General features: G+C 39.5%; 18 protein-coding genes. 13 read left to right on the forward strand and 5 right to left on the reverse strand.

What is annotated here, in order from left to right; genetic code table 11:
* The first annotated feature begins 131 nt into the window (after positions 1–131).
* Positions 132–776 carry a PRC-barrel domain-containing protein gene (locus FCL54_RS01710; protein WP_138122516.1) on the forward strand — a complete coding sequence of 215 codons (645 nt, stop codon included), beginning with the start codon at positions 132–134 and terminating at the stop codon, positions 774–776.
* A 97-nt stretch (positions 777–873) separates the two neighbouring features.
* Here the strand turns inward: FCL54_RS01710 and FCL54_RS01715 are convergent, their stop codons facing one another.
* The gene (locus FCL54_RS01715) at positions 874–1,071 is read right to left on the reverse strand and encodes a DeoR family transcriptional regulator (protein WP_138123221.1); all 198 of its coding nucleotides are present in this window, start codon (positions 1,069–1,071) and stop codon (positions 874–876) included.
* A 387-nt stretch (positions 1,072–1,458) separates the two neighbouring features.
* Between FCL54_RS01715 and FCL54_RS01720 the strand changes: the two genes are divergently transcribed.
* Both FCL54_RS01720 and pepV read left to right on the forward strand, forming a co-directional pair.
* Complete coding sequence (locus FCL54_RS01720; RefSeq protein ID WP_246055104.1) at positions 1,459–2,475, forward strand: potassium channel family protein; 1,017 nt, start codon at positions 1,459–1,461, stop codon at positions 2,473–2,475.
* Between the two features lie 19 nt (positions 2,476–2,494).
* Positions 2,495–3,901, forward strand: coding sequence for a dipeptidase PepV (pepV, locus tag FCL54_RS01725; protein ID WP_425467084.1), 1,407 nt, complete (start codon positions 2,495–2,497; stop codon positions 3,899–3,901).
* A gap of 78 nt (positions 3,902–3,979) precedes the next feature.
* On the opposite strand, the gene cysK is transcribed toward pepV, so the two are convergent.
* A complete protein-coding gene (gene cysK / locus FCL54_RS01730) occupies positions 3,980–4,915 on the reverse strand; it encodes a cysteine synthase A (protein WP_138122520.1) in 936 nt (311 codons plus the stop codon).
* Positions 4,916–5,283: 368 nt separating this feature from the next.
* Here cysK and thpR point away from each other — a divergent pair, with 368 nt between their 5' ends.
* From thpR to FCL54_RS01760, 6 genes are all read left to right on the forward strand, one after another.
* Positions 5,284–5,865, forward strand: a complete 582-nt coding sequence (gene thpR, locus FCL54_RS01735; RefSeq protein ID WP_171016632.1) for an RNA 2',3'-cyclic phosphodiesterase — start codon at positions 5,284–5,286, stop codon at positions 5,863–5,865.
* The gene (locus FCL54_RS01740) at positions 5,852–6,241 is read left to right on the forward strand and encodes a CidA/LrgA family protein (protein ID WP_138122524.1); all 390 of its coding nucleotides are present in this window, start codon (positions 5,852–5,854) and stop codon (positions 6,239–6,241) included. Before thpR ends, FCL54_RS01740 begins: the two co-directional genes overlap by 14 nt.
* Positions 6,234–6,923 carry an LrgB family protein gene (locus FCL54_RS01745; protein ID WP_138122526.1) on the forward strand — a complete coding sequence of 230 codons (690 nt, stop codon included), beginning with the start codon at positions 6,234–6,236 and terminating at the stop codon, positions 6,921–6,923. The genes FCL54_RS01740 and FCL54_RS01745 overlap by 8 nt, the downstream gene beginning before the upstream one ends.
* Positions 6,924–6,967: 44 nt before the next feature.
* A complete protein-coding gene (locus tag FCL54_RS01750; protein ID WP_171016633.1) occupies positions 6,968–7,897 on the forward strand; it encodes a diacylglycerol/lipid kinase family protein in 930 nt (309 codons plus the stop codon).
* Between the two features lie 116 nt (positions 7,898–8,013).
* Positions 8,014–10,200 (forward strand): type I pullulanase, encoded by a 2,187-nt coding sequence (gene pulA / locus FCL54_RS01755; protein ID WP_138122530.1) that lies wholly within the window; start codon positions 8,014–8,016, stop codon positions 10,198–10,200.
* 179 nt (positions 10,201–10,379) lie between these two features.
* On the forward strand, positions 10,380–11,165 hold the full coding sequence (locus tag FCL54_RS01760) for a phosphotransferase family protein (RefSeq protein WP_138122532.1): 786 nt from the start codon (positions 10,380–10,382) through the stop codon (positions 11,163–11,165).
* Between the two features lie 59 nt (positions 11,166–11,224).
* Here FCL54_RS01760 and FCL54_RS01765 read toward each other — a convergent pair whose 3' ends face one another.
* The 3 genes from FCL54_RS01765 to FCL54_RS23770 form a co-directional block, all read right to left on the reverse strand.
* Positions 11,225–11,503, reverse strand: a complete 279-nt coding sequence (locus FCL54_RS01765) for a YtzH-like family protein (protein WP_138122534.1) — start codon at positions 11,501–11,503, stop codon at positions 11,225–11,227.
* 238 nt (positions 11,504–11,741) lie between these two features.
* Entirely contained in the window at positions 11,742–11,837 is a 96-nt protein-coding gene (gene cydS, locus FCL54_RS24790; protein ID WP_425467085.1) for a cytochrome bd oxidase small subunit CydS family protein, read from the reverse strand.
* Positions 11,838–11,938: 101 nt separating this feature from the next.
* Positions 11,939–12,106 carry a hypothetical protein gene (locus FCL54_RS23770; RefSeq protein WP_171016634.1) on the reverse strand — a complete coding sequence of 56 codons (168 nt, stop codon included), beginning with the start codon at positions 12,104–12,106 and terminating at the stop codon, positions 11,939–11,941.
* Positions 12,107–12,372: 266 nt separating this feature from the next.
* Here FCL54_RS23770 and trmB point away from each other — a divergent pair, with 266 nt between their 5' ends.
* The 4 genes from trmB (at position 12,373) to pfkB (ending at position 16,242) form a co-directional block, all read left to right on the forward strand.
* Positions 12,373–13,023: a tRNA (guanosine(46)-N7)-methyltransferase TrmB gene (gene trmB, locus FCL54_RS01770; protein ID WP_138122536.1), complete on the forward strand. Its 651-nt coding sequence runs from the start codon at positions 12,373–12,375 to the stop codon at positions 13,021–13,023.
* Positions 13,024–13,272: 249 nt separating this feature from the next.
* The gene (locus FCL54_RS01775) at positions 13,273–14,121 is read left to right on the forward strand and encodes a YtnP family quorum-quenching lactonase (RefSeq protein ID WP_138122538.1); all 849 of its coding nucleotides are present in this window, start codon (positions 13,273–13,275) and stop codon (positions 14,119–14,121) included.
* Positions 14,122–14,581: 460 nt separating this feature from the next.
* Positions 14,582–15,334, forward strand: a complete 753-nt coding sequence (locus FCL54_RS01780) for a DeoR/GlpR family DNA-binding transcription regulator (protein WP_138123225.1) — start codon at positions 14,582–14,584, stop codon at positions 15,332–15,334.
* Positions 15,331–16,242, forward strand: coding sequence for a 1-phosphofructokinase (pfkB, locus tag FCL54_RS01785; RefSeq protein ID WP_138122540.1), 912 nt, complete (start codon positions 15,331–15,333; stop codon positions 16,240–16,242). The genes FCL54_RS01780 and pfkB overlap by 4 nt, the downstream gene beginning before the upstream one ends.
* Positions 16,243–16,247: the final 5 nt, after the last annotated feature.

The following is a 16,247-nucleotide window of genomic DNA, read 5'->3' on the forward strand; positions in this document are numbered from 1 at the left end:
GAAGTAGTTGTACTTTACCTGGATAAAGCCTAATCACCACCTCTCTTCCCCTGGATACTTACCGATCAAAGGGTTTTTTATTAAATACAGAAGGGTAATAAAAGGGTAAAAAGCGTCGAGGAGAGGATATCATGGCTATAGCAGGAAAAGAACTAATGGATATGACAATAGTCGGGAAAAACACACCGGATCTTAAATCTAAAGTTGAAAATTTTTATTTTGATTCCAGGTTAGGCAATATTGAATTTTTAGAATATGATGAAAGGCTTTATGTAAACCATACTGAAAATTTAGCTGCCCATAATGATCATCATGCTGATGAAGTTTTGAATTCTGTTGAGGCTTCTGGAGGTTTCTCTAATTCAAATTACCCTGTGACAGACGATGATCGTAAGGAAAACAAAATGAACAAAGCAATCGTTCTGCCGTTCAACCAGATAGAAGAGATAAAGAACAAAAGGATTGTTGTTTCTGAATCAGCTGATGAGATGGATTACGAGATGCTTAACCATCTTGCTTCGTATAATCAACTGAAGGGTGCTGAAGTTAAGACTGATGATGGCAGGGAGTTTGGGAAAGTAAAAGATATTATCATTGACAGCGATGAGGAAAAAGTGGTAGCCCTGGGTCTTTCAGATGGATTATGGTCGGACCTAATCGGGGAAGGCAAGCAGTACTTGCCATTTACAGAGATTGTCAGACTGGAAGGAAACCAGGTAATCGTGGAAAACCACGCAGAGGAGATGTTAAGGGATAGATTTGATGACTTTCTTTAAGAATGTTAACCAAATAAATTAGAAGAAAGCCCGGGAGTTAATTTCCCGGGCTTTCTTCTAATTCTGGACGAGGCAATTCTGATATGATTGTTTACTTTTAGCTTACTTTTACCTTTTTTCCGGTAGTTGTCCAATAACCTCTGTTCGGACTTTTGACAAGATTGTTATAGGACAACACGTTTAAGTCTCTTTGTACGGTACGCTGGGTGATGCCAAACTCTTCAACCAAGTCTTTTGTGCTGACTGTCCCTTTTTCAAGAATGAATAAGTAGATTGACTTGATACGGGTCATCATTCGATCAGTTGAAGGTACGCTCAAAAAACCACTCCCTAAAGTTTAATTCTGTTCCTGAACATATCGTAAAATTTAACTATTAAATAAGTATGAACCGAAAGTTAAGATATTCTAAATATTCTTTCGATTTAAAGGTTAAGTTCCTTGTATGTTAAGAAGAGACCAGAGCTATTTCGATTTATAAAAAAAGAGCTTCGATTATCTATCAGGAACTTTGTACCGTATATTAGAACCCGAGCATCCCCCCTAATAATTGATATTTTACAATAATTCTGTCAATTAGGCAAAAGTACTAAAGAAATGTCAAAAAAACGGGAAGTTTTACCCTGTCCTTCTAACACCCGCATCTCAAAATTTGATATGCTATACAATTAGGAGGGTAGATCGATGAGTATGATACATTTGCAAAAGTTAATCAAAAAAGCTTTAAGCTTAAACAATTGGTTTGTTTTTTATTCTGCAATTGCACTGGTTGTTGGAAGTTCAGCCATCACCAGGCTTATTGAACCGGAGACATTCCCAACGTTCTTCGAAGCACTCTGGTGGGTGATGACAACTGTTACGACAGTTGGTTATGGCGATTACTCGCCCGTTACGACAGGAGGAAGAGTATTTGCGATCATCCTTTATATGATCGGAATCGGATACATATCATTAGTTATCGGAAAAATAATCGAAGGTTTCTCAGCGGTTAAAAAGAGAAGAGAGGAAGGCAGAATGGAGTATAAAGGGAAAAATCATATTATTATTATCGGGTGGTCCAAAAAAGCATCTTTTGCCGTAAAAGAAATTATGGAAACAGAAAATAATAGGGAAATCGTTATTATTGATAAACTTGAAAAAGCGCCTCTTTTAACCGAAGATATCCATTACATAAAAGGGGATGCTGCAGAAGAGAAAACGCTGTTGAAAGCGAATATAAAAGAGGCGGAAGCAGTCCTGATTTTTTCGGATGATTCCATTCATGATGCCCTTTTAGCGGACGGAAAATCACTGTTGATCTGTACGACCATAGAGAGTATGGTTCCGGAAATCCATACAACAGTAGAAGTGATGAAAGAAGAACATATCAAAAACTTTAAACATGTAAAAGTAGATGAGTTTGTTTTAACCCATGAAACGATTTCACGTCTCGCTGTAAGGTCAATCTTTTCAAAAGGAATAACGAATGTATTTTCTCAATTAATGAGCAGGGGACACGGAGAAGATCTTTATGAGGTTGTTGCGAAACCGCACTGGAAAACGTATCGACAGGCATTTGACGAATTGTTACAAGAAGGAGCTACGCTTATCTCTGATGGGAACAATCTCGAAATCAATCGGAACCTTGACGAAAATATTTCTCCAAATGCTAGGTTGTTTGTGATATGTGATAGAGAAACTTACTTAAAGATAAAAACATGACATGGAAGGAGGATTAATAATGGTCGAATGGATAGAGGAAGTAGAGAAAAGGAAAGACGACTTAATTAAAGATCTACAGAACTTACTACGTATTAGAAGTGTTTTGGATGAAGAAAAACCGACGGATGATGCACCGTTCGGAATTGGCATCAAAGAAGCACTCGATTTTATGCTTAAAACTGGTGAGCGAAATGGTTTTAGTATTAAAAATGTTGATCAAATAGCGGGACACCTGGAGATGGGGCAGGGGGAAGACTTAATCGGTGTACTTTGCCATGTAGATGTTGTTCCAGAAGGTGATGGATGGTCAAGCGATCCATTTGGGGCAGAAATAAGAGACGGCAAGATTTTTGCCCGCGGGGCTATTGATGATAAAGGACCAACGATAGCTGCACTATATGCGATGCAAATTATCAAGGAACTGGGCTTGCCGCTGTCTAAACGAATACGAATGATAGTAGGCACGGATGAAGAAAGCAATTGGCGCTGTGTGGACCGCTATTTCAAAAAGGAAGAGATGCCGTCTGCAGGGTTTGCACCTGACGCGGTTTTTCCGATCATTCATGCAGAGAAAGGGATCGCAGATTTCGAATTGGTTAGCCGGGAGCATAGGAACGAAGAAGAATTGGAGACAGAGCTTTTGAGCTTCCAATCGGGCCAAAGGTTAAATATGGTTCCTGACCGTGCTTTAGCAGAAATAAAAGGCAGTAACCAGATGATGGAACAAATTTCAGGCCGCTATAAAGAGTTTCTTGATCAAAATAGCTTTCAAGGAAGCAGTTCTTTGAATGAAGAGAAGCTTACGCTTTCACTTGAAGGAATATCTGTCCATGGCTCAGAGCCAGACAAAGGAATTAACGCAGGACTGCAAATGGCAGGATTTTTGAAAGGTGTCCCGTTTCAGCAAAAAGGATTAACGTTCATTGGATTTTTGAATGATTTCATGCTTAACGATTCAAAGGGAAACAAGTTAGGAGTGGCATTTAAAGATGAGATTTCAGGCGAGCTAACGATGAACGTCGGAACCATGTCTTTTTCAAAAGGATTTTCAAAGATCGGAGTTAATCTTCGTTATCCGGTTTCATGTGACTTTAAAGTTGTTCAGCCAAAAATACAATCTGCAGCAAATAAGTATCAGATGGATCTTCATGTCATTGACCATATGGTACCCCACCATGTTCCGAAAGATCATGAACTGATACAAACGCTACAGGCTGTTTACAGAGAGCAGACAGGAGAGGAACCTGAACTTCTCGCGATTGGCGGAGGTACTTACGCAAGATCACTGGATGCAGGAGTGGCATTTGGCGCATTGTTCCCTGGAAAGCCGGAGGTGGCCCATGAAAAAGATGAATACATCGAAATTGAGGACTTATTGAAGGCGACAGCAATTTATGCACAGGCGCTGTATGAGTTAGCAAAATAACCAAAGAACCCGATCAGTTTATATCATACGATCGGGTTCTTTGGTTTAGATAGTCGAATTCGTTATTTAGATCCGTTTTCATTCTTTCTCATAATTGAATAAGTCAGTGGATAAATAACGTTCTCCCGCATCAGCTGTGATGCACACAACAACCTGATCAGGAGTAAGTCGTTCCGCGATTTCCATTGCAGCATAGACTGCCGCCCCAGAGGAAGGCCCGACCAGGATTCCTTCTTGTCTTGCCAGCCTTCTCGCAACATCGTAAGCCTGTTCATCTTTGATCTGGAGAATTTCATCGTAAACGTCTGTATTTAGTACATCAGGGATGAAACCCGGGCTTGTTCCGACCAATTTGTGTTTTCCAGGTTTGCCTCCTGAAAGTACTGGAGAACCAGCGGGCTCTACTACATGCACGGTCATATCTTCATAGTATTCTTTTAAGGTTTCACCTGTTCCGGTAACAGTTCCCCCTGTTCCCGCTGTACTTACAAAGGCGGATGGGGTAACGTTTAATTCTTTCATCGCTTCGACAATCTCCAGTGCAGTTGTTTTTCGATGTGCATCTGGATTCGCCCCGTTTTCAAATTGCATCGGCATAAAGCTTTTATCAATTTCCTGAGCGAGTTCTTTGGCTTTTTTTATTGCTCCGGGCATTTTTTCTTCACCGGGGGTCAATACTACCTTTGCCCCATATGCCTTTAAAAGGTTAATCCTCTCCTGAGACATAGTGTCGGGCATTACAATGATAGAACGGTATCCGCGGGCAGCAGCATTCATAGCAATGCCGATTCCAGTGTTTCCAGAAGTAGGCTCAATAATGGTAGATCCCTCGGTTAAAAGCCCTTTTTCTTCAGCCTGCAAAATCATGTTAAACGCCGCACGGTCTTTTACACTTCTGCTTGGATTGAAATATTCGAGCTTCACATAAATTTTTGCACCGTTTGGATTCGGAAGGCGATTAAGTTTGACTAAAGGAGTATTTCCAATAAGTTCAGCAATATTATTTACGATCATTAAAAACCATCCTTTATGATTTTATGGAGTATTCTATAGTCTACTGTTCCCATTATAGCAAAAATTAATGTTTAATTCCTTTATAGCCTATTGAATAAGTTGGTTATGGGAGATTTGCTTCTGTTTCAGGAGGCTACCTATCTTTAGTAACTACTTTTATATCCCAATATCCCTTCTTTCTTATATATAAGTATAATCTGAAAACAAGATCATTTTAATAGCCTTTAATAATGTGTACTATTAGGTAATGGGAAATGGGTTGATCCGAATGCTTCGTATTTATAAACGAAAGAAGTATTAGAACAGAATTTTAAAGGAAATCCCTGTTTAATGTCTAAACTGTAATGATAATCAAGGAGATGATTAGATTGGATTCTCATCATTATTTTATAGCGATTCCACCCGGGAAACAGATCAGAGAAATAATTGAGGAATGGTCTTTAGCATTTAAAGAACATTTTTCTTATAAAGTCTGGGTGCATAAAGATGACTACCACATTACGCTCGCATTTTTAGGGGCTGCAACCGATCCTTCGCTCGCTCAAATGAAGGATAACTTATCGATCGCTTTAAAAAAATTCACACCATTTAAACTTGAGTTAAAAGGAACAGGGGGTTTTGGAAAACCAAAAACACCACGTGTCTTATGGGCAGGGGTCTCAGAGCCGGATGTTTTGTTTTCGCTGCAGGATGAAGTGAAAAGGGCATGTGAAACTACAGGATTTAAGCTTGATGAGAGACCATACCGGCCACATATAACCATTGCAAAAAAATGGGACGGAGCCGGAGAGGTTTCCTATGATTGGATGAAGGATGTAACAGGAGAAAAAGAAAACCGCTTTTCATGGAATGTAGATAAGATTGTATTATATAAAATCCACAGGAATAAAAAGCCGCATTATGAAGCTATTTTTGAATTTCCGCTTTTTCAAGATAATGAAACGTTTTAACTGGCAAAAATATGCGGTTATCAGTATTCAAATTAGCCTCCTTTATGGACTTTTTTTAATCGGATCGCTTATCCAAACATGGCTTGGCCTTTTTGTCCCGGGAAGTATTATTGGGATGATCCTTTTGTTTCTTTTGTTATATATTCGCATAATACCAGTAAAGTGGATCAGTACTGGTACGGAACTTTTATTAAACCATTTGCCTTTTTTGTTTATTCCTGTAACGGTTGGAATCATCCAACATCTTGGGCTGTTTGGGGGTCACAGCATTATTTTAATTCCTATTATAATGATAAGCACCATAATCGTGATGTTGGTATCAGGTGGAATCAGCCAGGCGGTTGCAGTCAGAAGGGAGAGAAGCCAGAGTGAATGAGTTTTTAACAGGTATTCTTTGGATTACCCTGACCGTTGCATCGTATGTTTTTTCTCGGAAATTATATCAAAGGTTTCCTTCTCCATTACTCGTACCTGTGTTTACATCCACATTTTTACTAGTCCTTTTGTTGCTTATTTTTAACATCGAGTATGAAACATTTATGATTGGTGCAGGTTATATTGATAAACTGCTTGGTCCTGCGATTGTAGCTCTTGCCCTGCCTCTCTATAAACAAAGAGAGATGGTCAAGAAGTACTTTGCTTCTATTGGAATCGGGGTTCTCGTAGGAACGATTACAGGGCTATGGTCAGGATTTACCCTTGTTTCTCTTTTGGGTTTTGAACCGTTAATAGCCCGATCAGCATTGCCAAAATCAGTAACGACTCCTGTCGCAATGGAAATAGCAAGGACAGTAAGCGGAGAGCCTTCCCTGGCTGTTGTGTTTGTTATGATTGCCGGCATCGGAGGAGTGATGGTAGGGCCTTTCTTAATGAGGGGATTGAAAATCGACCACTTTGTAGGGGTAGGAATTGGTTTAGGCTGTGCTTCTCATGCGATCGGCACCTCTAAAGCGTTAGAATTTGGAGAGAAGGCAGCGGCCGTGAGCTCTATCGCAATGACATTAAGCGCAGTTTGCGCATCGATATTGGCTCCGTTGATGATGACATGGTTGTTGTAGAAAGATTTAGATCACATAAAAAGCAAAACTGGGCGGGGAAAAGGATGAATATTAAAAAGTTTTACTTTATCGTTAACAAAAGTGCGGGGAATGGAAAGGCTGGTTCCTTCTGGTACCGATTGAGAAAAAGGCTAGACGAACGGGGCATAAACTATATTGCAGTTGATACACATTGTCCGGGTCATGCTGAAAAATTGGCAATCGACATTTGCCGTACTGAAAAAAACGATGAAATTGCACTTGTTGCTGTAGGAGGGGATGGAACGATTCACGAAGTCATTAACGGACTATCGGACTTTCCTGGAGTTCCTGTTGGCTTTTTGCCTGCTGGGAGTGGGAATGACTTCGCAAGGGGGTTTACCCATGAATCAGATCCTCTGATGGCGCTTGATAAAATCCTTTCTACTATTAATCTTGCAACCTACGATATGGGGGCTTACCGTTTAGCTGAATCGGTTGGACTACGGACGTTCGCAAGTACGTTTGGAATAGGGTTCGATGCTGAAGTTTCCAGAGTTACGAATGAATCATCCTATAAACGCTGGCTGAATAAAATAAAACTTGGTCGAGTTGCATATATCGTCTCTGTGGTAAGACTAGTTTTTTCTTATGTTCCACAAGATATCGAATTAGTTGTAGACGAAAGGAAGATGAGCTTTAATAGAACATGGCTTGTTGCAGTTTCGAATATCCCATTCATGGGAGGAGGAATGATGGTCAACCCGTCAGCCCGACCAAACGACGGCCTATTAGATGTTTGTGTTGTTCATAATATGAATCGGTTTAAATTACTTGTTCTATTTCCTCTTATTTATGGGGGGAAACATATCCGTTATAAAGAAGTGAAAATCCTAAGGGGAGAAAAAATCACAGTAACCAGCAGGCATCCGATTACGGCGCATGCTGACGGAGAGATCGTAGGCAGCACCCCGGTATCGATTACTGTTCAGCCGGGGATAAGAAAAGTTATATAAATAATAAAAACATCCTCCCGGCAAAAAAACGGCCATAAAAAGCATTGTAATGTATCGCAATTATAAATTTTGTAAATATGATATTAACAAACCATTCTATTCAATAGGACATTCGAATGAATAAGAGGGCGGGGATTTCCTTGAATGCTAGTTCTTCTACGTATGAAAAACAAAATAGTTTATTCACAGCTTATTGGGATGATTTTAATATAATCACGGTTATGATACATGAAACAGCAAGCGAATCTCTGTCCTTTCGCCTGACGGATGGCCAGGATTGGCTTCCTGTAAGCAATATAAGGGAACTAGAAAACGAACCTGTGAATCAAACGATCATACAGCTTCAGACAGTGGATCCCTTAAATGCGGGCCAGGAGTATTTTGTAGTTGATCAAAAAGGAAATAGTTGCTTGCTATTGACTGGAAAGGTAGTAAGAACAGAAGAATTTGACAGGAGATATGCTTACCAGAAAGACGATCTCGGCAGTATCTTGAACGGCGACCGAACAATATTTAAGATATGGGCTCCTACTGCGATACAGGTAAAGCTTAATCTCTATGATAAAAAACAAAATTTTTTGAGAGTGTTAGACCTTGTCCGAGAAGAGAATGGAACATGGGCACATGAAGAACCAGGAAGGTTAGAAGGGAATTACTACAGGTATCTTATAAACGTGAATGGCAGATGGAATAAAGCGGTTGATCCGTATGCAAAGGCTCTTTCGGTCAATGGAGAGTTTGGCGTTGTGTTAGATTTGGCCAAAACAAACCCGCCTGGTTGGAATCCTTTCCATAAGCCAGAGTTTAAAAATGCAACAGATGCTATCATATATGAACTCCATGTGAGAGATTTTTCGATTCAAAGCCAAAGCGGAATGGTTCATAAAGGCAAATACCGTGCTTTAACAGAAAAACACACAAAAGGACCTCTTAATACAACTTCAGGGATGGATTATTTGAAGGACCTTGGCGTTACACATGTAGAATTGCTGCCTATACAGGATTATGGCAGTGTGGATGAATCTGCTGCATTTCCGAACTATAACTGGGGTTATGATCCTACTCATTATTTTGTACCTGAAGGGAGTTACTCCACCGATCCTTTTGATCCTGTCCAAAGAATAAAAGAAGTAAAAGAAATGGTTGCTGCTTTCCATGAAAATGGGATCAGGGTTATTATGGATGTCGTTTTCAACCATATTTATATCATTGAAGATTCTTCATTAGAGAAAATTGTACCAGGTTATTATTTTCGATATGATAAAGGCGGAAAGCCGTCTAATGGAACAGGGGTAGGAAATGATACGGCCTCTGAACGGTTCATGATGAGAAAATTGATGGTCGACTCTGTTCGGTTTTGGATAAAAGAATACGGAATTGACGGATTCAGATTTGATTTAATGGGGATTCACGATATTGAAACAATGAATGTAATCCGAAGGGAAATAGATGAAATCGATCCTTCCATTCTGATGATTGGCGAAGGGTGGAATATGCATACAATACTGGCTGATGATCAGAAAGCAAAGATTGAACATGCATCAAAAATGCCCGGGATCTGCCATTTTAATGACCGTTTTAGAGATGCTGTAAAAGGAAAGTTATTCAATCAAAATGATCAGGGGTTTGCGACTGGAAATCTTTTCGTTAAAGATCAGATCGTTCAGTGTATAATGGGAAGTACAAACACACTCTTTTCCGCTCCGGGTCAATCAATCAATTATGTCGAGTGCCATGATAATCATACGTTGTGGGACAGGATGCTCATCAGCAATTCCTTTGAGGAGGAACTGATCAGGGAGAAAAGGCATTTGCTTGCATCAGCACTCGTTTTATTATCACAGGGAATTCCGTTTATCCATGCTGGCCAGGAATTCTTCCGGACAAAATATGGAGTGGAAAACAGCTACGCTTCTCCGGATGAGATCAATCAATTCGATTGGCAGAAAAAAGCCGGGGAAAGCCGGTCCGTTAACTATATAAAAGGGTTAATCCAGCTTAGAAGAGAACATCCGTGTTTCCGTTTACAGAGAAAAGACCAGATAAGAGAGCATCTAACCTTTTATGAGTACTGTCCTTCTCTTTTAATCTACAAACTTCATCATTTAAAAGAAATAGACAGTTGGAACGAAGTAGTTGTTGTTCATAACGCTGGTATTGATTTAAAGAAAATCCAGGTCGACCCTCTAAAAAATTGGCATGTTGTAGTCGATAATGATAAGGCAGGAGTTACTGCGCTTTACTCTCTTGAAATGAATGAGATAACTGTATCGCCATTAAGTACCCTGGTAATGTATAATTAAGATACTAATGACGAAAATAGGGTTTTTATGTTATAATTTCGTATTTGTAGGCACTTAAAATTTAAACACTGACTTGTTGTAATTTTAGTTTAAGTCAAACTTTCTTTCTTTTTCCACAAACGGGAAGCAAGAAGGTATAGGGGCTGCACTAGAATTATTGGAAATCGAAGGTGAAATTTTTGAAGAATATTTTAGGCGAAGGCTGGGAGGTAACACCTGCCGGCGGAGCGACAGGCGAAGCATATTTAGCAAAATACGGCGATGAGAAGTTGTTTCTAAAAAGGAATTCTTCACCATTTCTTGCTGTTTTATCAGCGGAAGGAATCGTTCCAAAATTACTATGGACGAAAAGGCTGGAGAACGGGGATGTGATAACAGCTCAGCGCTGGCTACAGGGCAGGGAGCTTAAATCCCATGAAATGAAGGGTCAGATGATTGCAGAACTATTGCGAAAGATCCATCGATCCGAAGAATTGGTCAAAATGCTGCATCGCCTTGGAAAAAAGCCGTTGACTCCTGACAATATTTTTGAAGATATCCATTATAAATATGATCAGGCAAGCATTCAGCATCCTGAAGTAGAAACGGCAATTTCTTATCTTCAGGACAATAAAAATCATTTGGCGTTCGCGGAGAAAGTAGTCTGCCATTGTGATGTAAATCATAACAACTGGCTATTAAGCGATGAGGGACACCTTTATTTAATCGATTGGGATGGCGCGATGGTCGCCGATCCAGCAGTTGATTTAGGGATGCTCCTCTACTGGTACGTTCCAAGAAACGAGTGGGAACAGTGGTTAACGTCCTATGGAACCAGTTATACAGAAGACCTGCATAAACGGATGTACTGGTATGTCGTTTGCCAGACTTTGTATGATATCTACTGGTATACCCTTAAAGGCCGAAACGAAGAAACAGCCTACTGGTTAAACTTTCTTACTGAGTTAAACCGTACAGCTGTTTAGAATGTTCTTCGCCGACAACACTTTTCGCATTTCCCTGGAGTTTAGTTCACTAAATAGAGCTATGACAACTGGTTTATCGAATCGACCCATTGAGTCAGTTGAGCCTGATTATCATTAATATATCGGTTAAAGTCAGGTTGCTTAGTACCATTTGAACTGTAGCTATCAATCTCTTGTAAGATCGCTTTTGCCTGATCGGACATTTGGTCGTTGTTCATCAATGCTTTAGCAAGGCGACTTAGCTGTTCATATTCTGAAGTGGAACCACAACAATCGATTTGATGATTTTGTAAAATATCGTGCAAAATCATTAGCTGATGTTTATGATCAATCGGCATACAATACACATCCTTTCTCTTCATCCATTTATAGGATGTGAAACAAATTTTAATTTTATCCGCATGGAGCGTTTAAATGCTTCATGCTTTTTTATCGTTTAACAAGGCGGCGGTGAAGTCGGTGAAAAGTTTAGGAAGAAAGCTAAGTGCAACTACGTCTCCGTCTTCCCTTAAACGCTGTCGTTTTTTTACTTCATACAAAAAACAGAGAGCCTTTGCCCTCTGTTTTGCTGTTCTTTCATTCTGTTTTACCGTATGTTCCCCAGGCAAAAACACTGGCGATTGCTAAAATGATGACAATCCATGGTGCCCACATTATTAAGAAGTGGCTCATTTGGAATTCAGCTCCCTTCAAAAGGATACAGGTTCATTATATCCAACATACCCTTTTTTCCAGCAACTAAAATGGTTATGACGGGCTTTAGACGGGGAAGGTTAGTTTGAGGCGGTATTTAACTGGGAACGGTTCACCTTTGAACTGAAGCGATGTCCCAGTTTTTCGGCAGGATATACTGTTACGGAATAGCCGGCAAACAAAACTGCCATTGTTGCGAATACTGTACTTTCTACCAGGAATTGTCCTGTTCTTTTTAATGGTTTCATTAAATCACTCCGTATCTTTTAATTTAGTCACTTTCTATACCTTAAAGTAGAAAACGCTTACAAATCGAATCTGCCTATCGGGGATATAAGTGGCTGTAAGAGTATGATGCGGGTTTAGCTATCAACATCTTTGTTTTCAAGCTAATTCCTTTGAATAACATCCAGTATCGATTGAAAGGCTTATGCTAAAGCTTTTTTCAAGGGGGTTTTCATGATAAAATGGCGATTAGGATTAGCATTAGAAAGTTGAAAGAGGAAGTGAAGGTATGCGCCAGCGGAACAAACCATGGGCAAAAGAAAAATTGCATGAATATAAAGATATTGTCATTTCTGAACCTGAAAACCAAAAAGGAAATTGGCATGAGATCTTTAATAATAACAATCCTATTTACATAGAGGTGGGAACAGGAAAAGGCCAGTTCATCAGCCAGATGGCAAAAAAGAATCCAGATGGGAACTTCATCGGAATTGAGCTATCGGCAAGTGTGATCGTAACAGCATTGGATAAAGTGCTTGAAACAGAGGTTGAGAATGTTCGCCTTTTAAATGTGAATGCTGAGAAGTTAACGGATTATTTTTCTGAAAGCGAAATTTCAAGAGTGTTTTTAAACTTTTCCGATCCATGGCCGAAAAACAGGCATGAAAAAAGAAGGCTGATGTATAGCGATTTTTTATCTGTTTATGAAACGATTTTAAAGCCTGAAGGAGAGGTCCATTTTAAGACGGATAACCAGGCTTTGTTTGAGTATTCGATATATAGCTTTTCAAACTACGGGATGATCATCAAGAATGTTAGCCTGGATTTGCATAAGAGTGATTTTGAAAATAATGTCATGACAGAATATGAAGAGAAGTTTTCGGAAAAAGGAAATAGGATTTACAGGTGTGAGGCGCAGTTTCGTAATAAGGCTCGTTGATAGCGGGTCTTTTTTTAGTCTGGGGAACGACAATTTTCCTCTTCCCTGCATCTCTTTTGTGATAATAGTTCTCCCATGTTGGCATGACGGATCTGACAAAAAACGAGCCATAGGAGAGCAAAGTAGTATCCTTTTTCTAAATGATTCATGATTCTTATAGGGCTAATTCACAATAGTTTGTTAACTTTTAATTTTAGGGGATAGTTATGGTAAGCTTAGGACGTTACTTATTTAGAAAGGAGCGGGATGATGGAGCAGTTTAAGGCAGGAGAGCTAACTTTTACGTGGTTGAATGGCGGCGTGACTCATATGGATGGCGGAGCGATGTTTGGAGTTGTGCCGAAACCTCTTTGGAGCAAAAAGTACCCTGTAAACGATAAGAATCAGATCGAATTGCGTACAGATCCTATTTTAATTCAATATAAAGGTAAAAACCTGCTTATTGAGTCTGGAATAGGAAATGGAAAATTAAATGAAAAGCAAAAGAGGAATTACGGCGTAACAGAGGAGTCTTCTATTGAGTCTTCTTTAAAACAAATGAATCTTTCTACTGAGGATATCGATATGGTATTGATGACTCATTTACATTTCGACCATGCTTGCGGTTTGACAAAATGGGATGGAAATGAATTAGTTCCCACTTTTGAAAACGCTGTTATTTATACATCAGCCATTGAATGGGATGAGATGAAGAACCCCAATATCCGTTCACAAAATACTTATTGGAAGGAGAATTGGGAGCCGATTACCGACCATGTAAGAACATTTGAAGAAGAAGTTGAAGTTTTGCCCGGGATCAAGATGCATCATACTGGTGGACATAGCAACGGCCATTCTATCATAACGATTGACCATAACGGTGAACACTTTATACATATGGCTGATATTATGCCAACGCACGCTCACTCAAATGTGTTATGGGTTCTGGCTTATGATGATTATCCAATGGATTCGATCCGTGCTAAGCAGAAGTGGATCAAGGAAGCTGTAGATAAAAACGCCTGGTTCTTGTTCTATCATGATGCGTTTTACAGGGCACTGAAATGGAATGAAAAGTATGAAGTTACGGAAAAAGTAGAACGTGAAACATCTATATAGAAGGCGATTTGAAGAACCGCGGGTTGGCGGTTCTTTTCTTTTGGAAGGAATGTTTTCGTAAACATTGCTAGATATCTATGACCTTATTTTTTCTAAAAGTTACGTTTTTTCACAGATAGAGGAATCGATGACCTATAATTTTAAATCCTGGGATTTTCAGGCATTCATGCATTGTCTGAGTTCCGTGCTCTTCAAGCTGGCTATTGATACCTTCGATAAGCTGAAGAGTCTCCCATCTTCCACTCCAATCAACCTCTTGAGTTTTTTAACAAAATATCAGAAAAAACAATTGATTAGTTGAACATTTTTGATTGATTTTGGTTAAAGTAAGAATTGAGAAATAGACTTTGATTGGCCAATAAAGATATTTTTTTGAATTAATTTAATCGTTTTTGAACATTTTTGATTGATTTTTGAAAAGGTTTTCATTAAAATAAGAAGTAAGAGAGAGGTGGATGGTTTGTTAACACCTGAGCGTCAGCAAATCATATTAGAGCTACTGAAAACAAAAAATGTTGTGACTGTCCATGAAATGTGCGAGGCGACTGATGCTTCTGTCTCTACGATTAGAAGAGATCTCGCACAGCTCGAAAGTGAAGAAAAGTTAAGAAGAGTCCATGGAGGAGCATCAAGGTTACATTCCAAAATAACGGAACCGACCGTAATGGAAAAGTCCGCTAAAAACATTAGCGAAAAGAAGGCTATCGCATCTTACGCAGCTTCGCTTGTAGAAAACGGAGATTGCGTTTATCTGGATGCCGGAACTTCTACAATGCAAATGGTCCCATTTTTAAGAGGAAAAGATATAGTGGTTGTGACAAACGGGTTCCACCTTATCGATCCATTGATCAAAAATGAAATCGAGACTTACATCTTAGGTGGAAAAATGAAGGTTAAAACTGGGGCTGTAGTTGGAGCGAAAGCGTTAGACAGCATAGAGACATACCGTTTTGATAAAAGCTTTATCGGTATTAACGGCATTCATGAAAAATATGGCTATACGACTCCGGATCCAGAAGAGGCGATTATGAAACGGAAGGCGATAGGTCTTTCACAGAAATCGTACATTTTGGCGGATCATAGCAAGTTAAAAGAAGTAACCTTTAGCAAAGTGGCTGAAATTAGCGAAGCATCGATTATCACGAGCTACCATGAGAAAGATGAGTTAAAGCAGTTAAAATCATTAACAACAGTAGAAGTGGTGAGAAAATGATTTATACTTGTACACTAAATCCATCTGTAGATTATATCGTTAAATTGGATGAATTAAAGCAGGGTGAAGTAAATCTTGCGGCCCAGGACAGTAAAATACCGGGGGGCAAGGGCGTAAATGTTTCCAAGGTTCTGAAGCGTTTAGGAATTGAGTCGAGGATACTGGGATTTGTTGGTGGTTTTACTGGATCCTTTATTGAAAATGTTCTTCAGGAAGAACAGCTTGGGACAGATTTTATAAAAGTTGACGGAGACACAAGGATTAACATTAAGCTTAAGTCTCAAGAAGAAACAGAAATAAACGGTTTATCACCGGACATCAATGAAAACCACTTAAACTTGCTGTTTGATAAATTATCAGTTATTGAGGAAGGCGATTTATTGGTACTTTCAGGGAGCGTTCCGGGGTGTATACGAAATTCTATATATAAAGAACTTATTGAATCAATAAGTTCAAAAGCAAGAGTCATCGTCGACTCAAAAGGGGAGCCGCTGAAAAAAGCTCTACAAGCTAATCCGTTTTTAGTTAAACCGAATCACCATGAACTTGGAGATTTGTTTGATGTGAGGGTCGATTCGATTGAAAAGGCGAAAGTTTACGGACAGAAACTTATTGAGATGGGAGCTCAAAATGCGATTGTTTCGATGGCAGGAGAGGGGGCGATCTTGTTTACTGGCGAAAAAGCATTTCGTTCAACTGTTCCAAAAGGAGAGGTGAAGAACTCCGTTGGTGCAGGCGACTCGGTTGTAGCAGGCTTTCTGTCTGCTATCGTAAAAGGCGAAGAAATTGTTGATGCTTTTCGATTCGGTGTAGCTTCCGGAAGTGCAACCGCATTTTCCGAAGGATTTTGTACAATTGAACAAGTTAATCGACTCATACCTCAAGTTCTGGTCAAAGAGTTAACATGAAGGGG

This window comes from Exobacillus caeni (assembly GCF_005747095.1).
Lineage (GTDB): Bacteria > Bacillota > Bacilli > Bacillales > Guptibacillaceae > Exobacillus > Exobacillus caeni.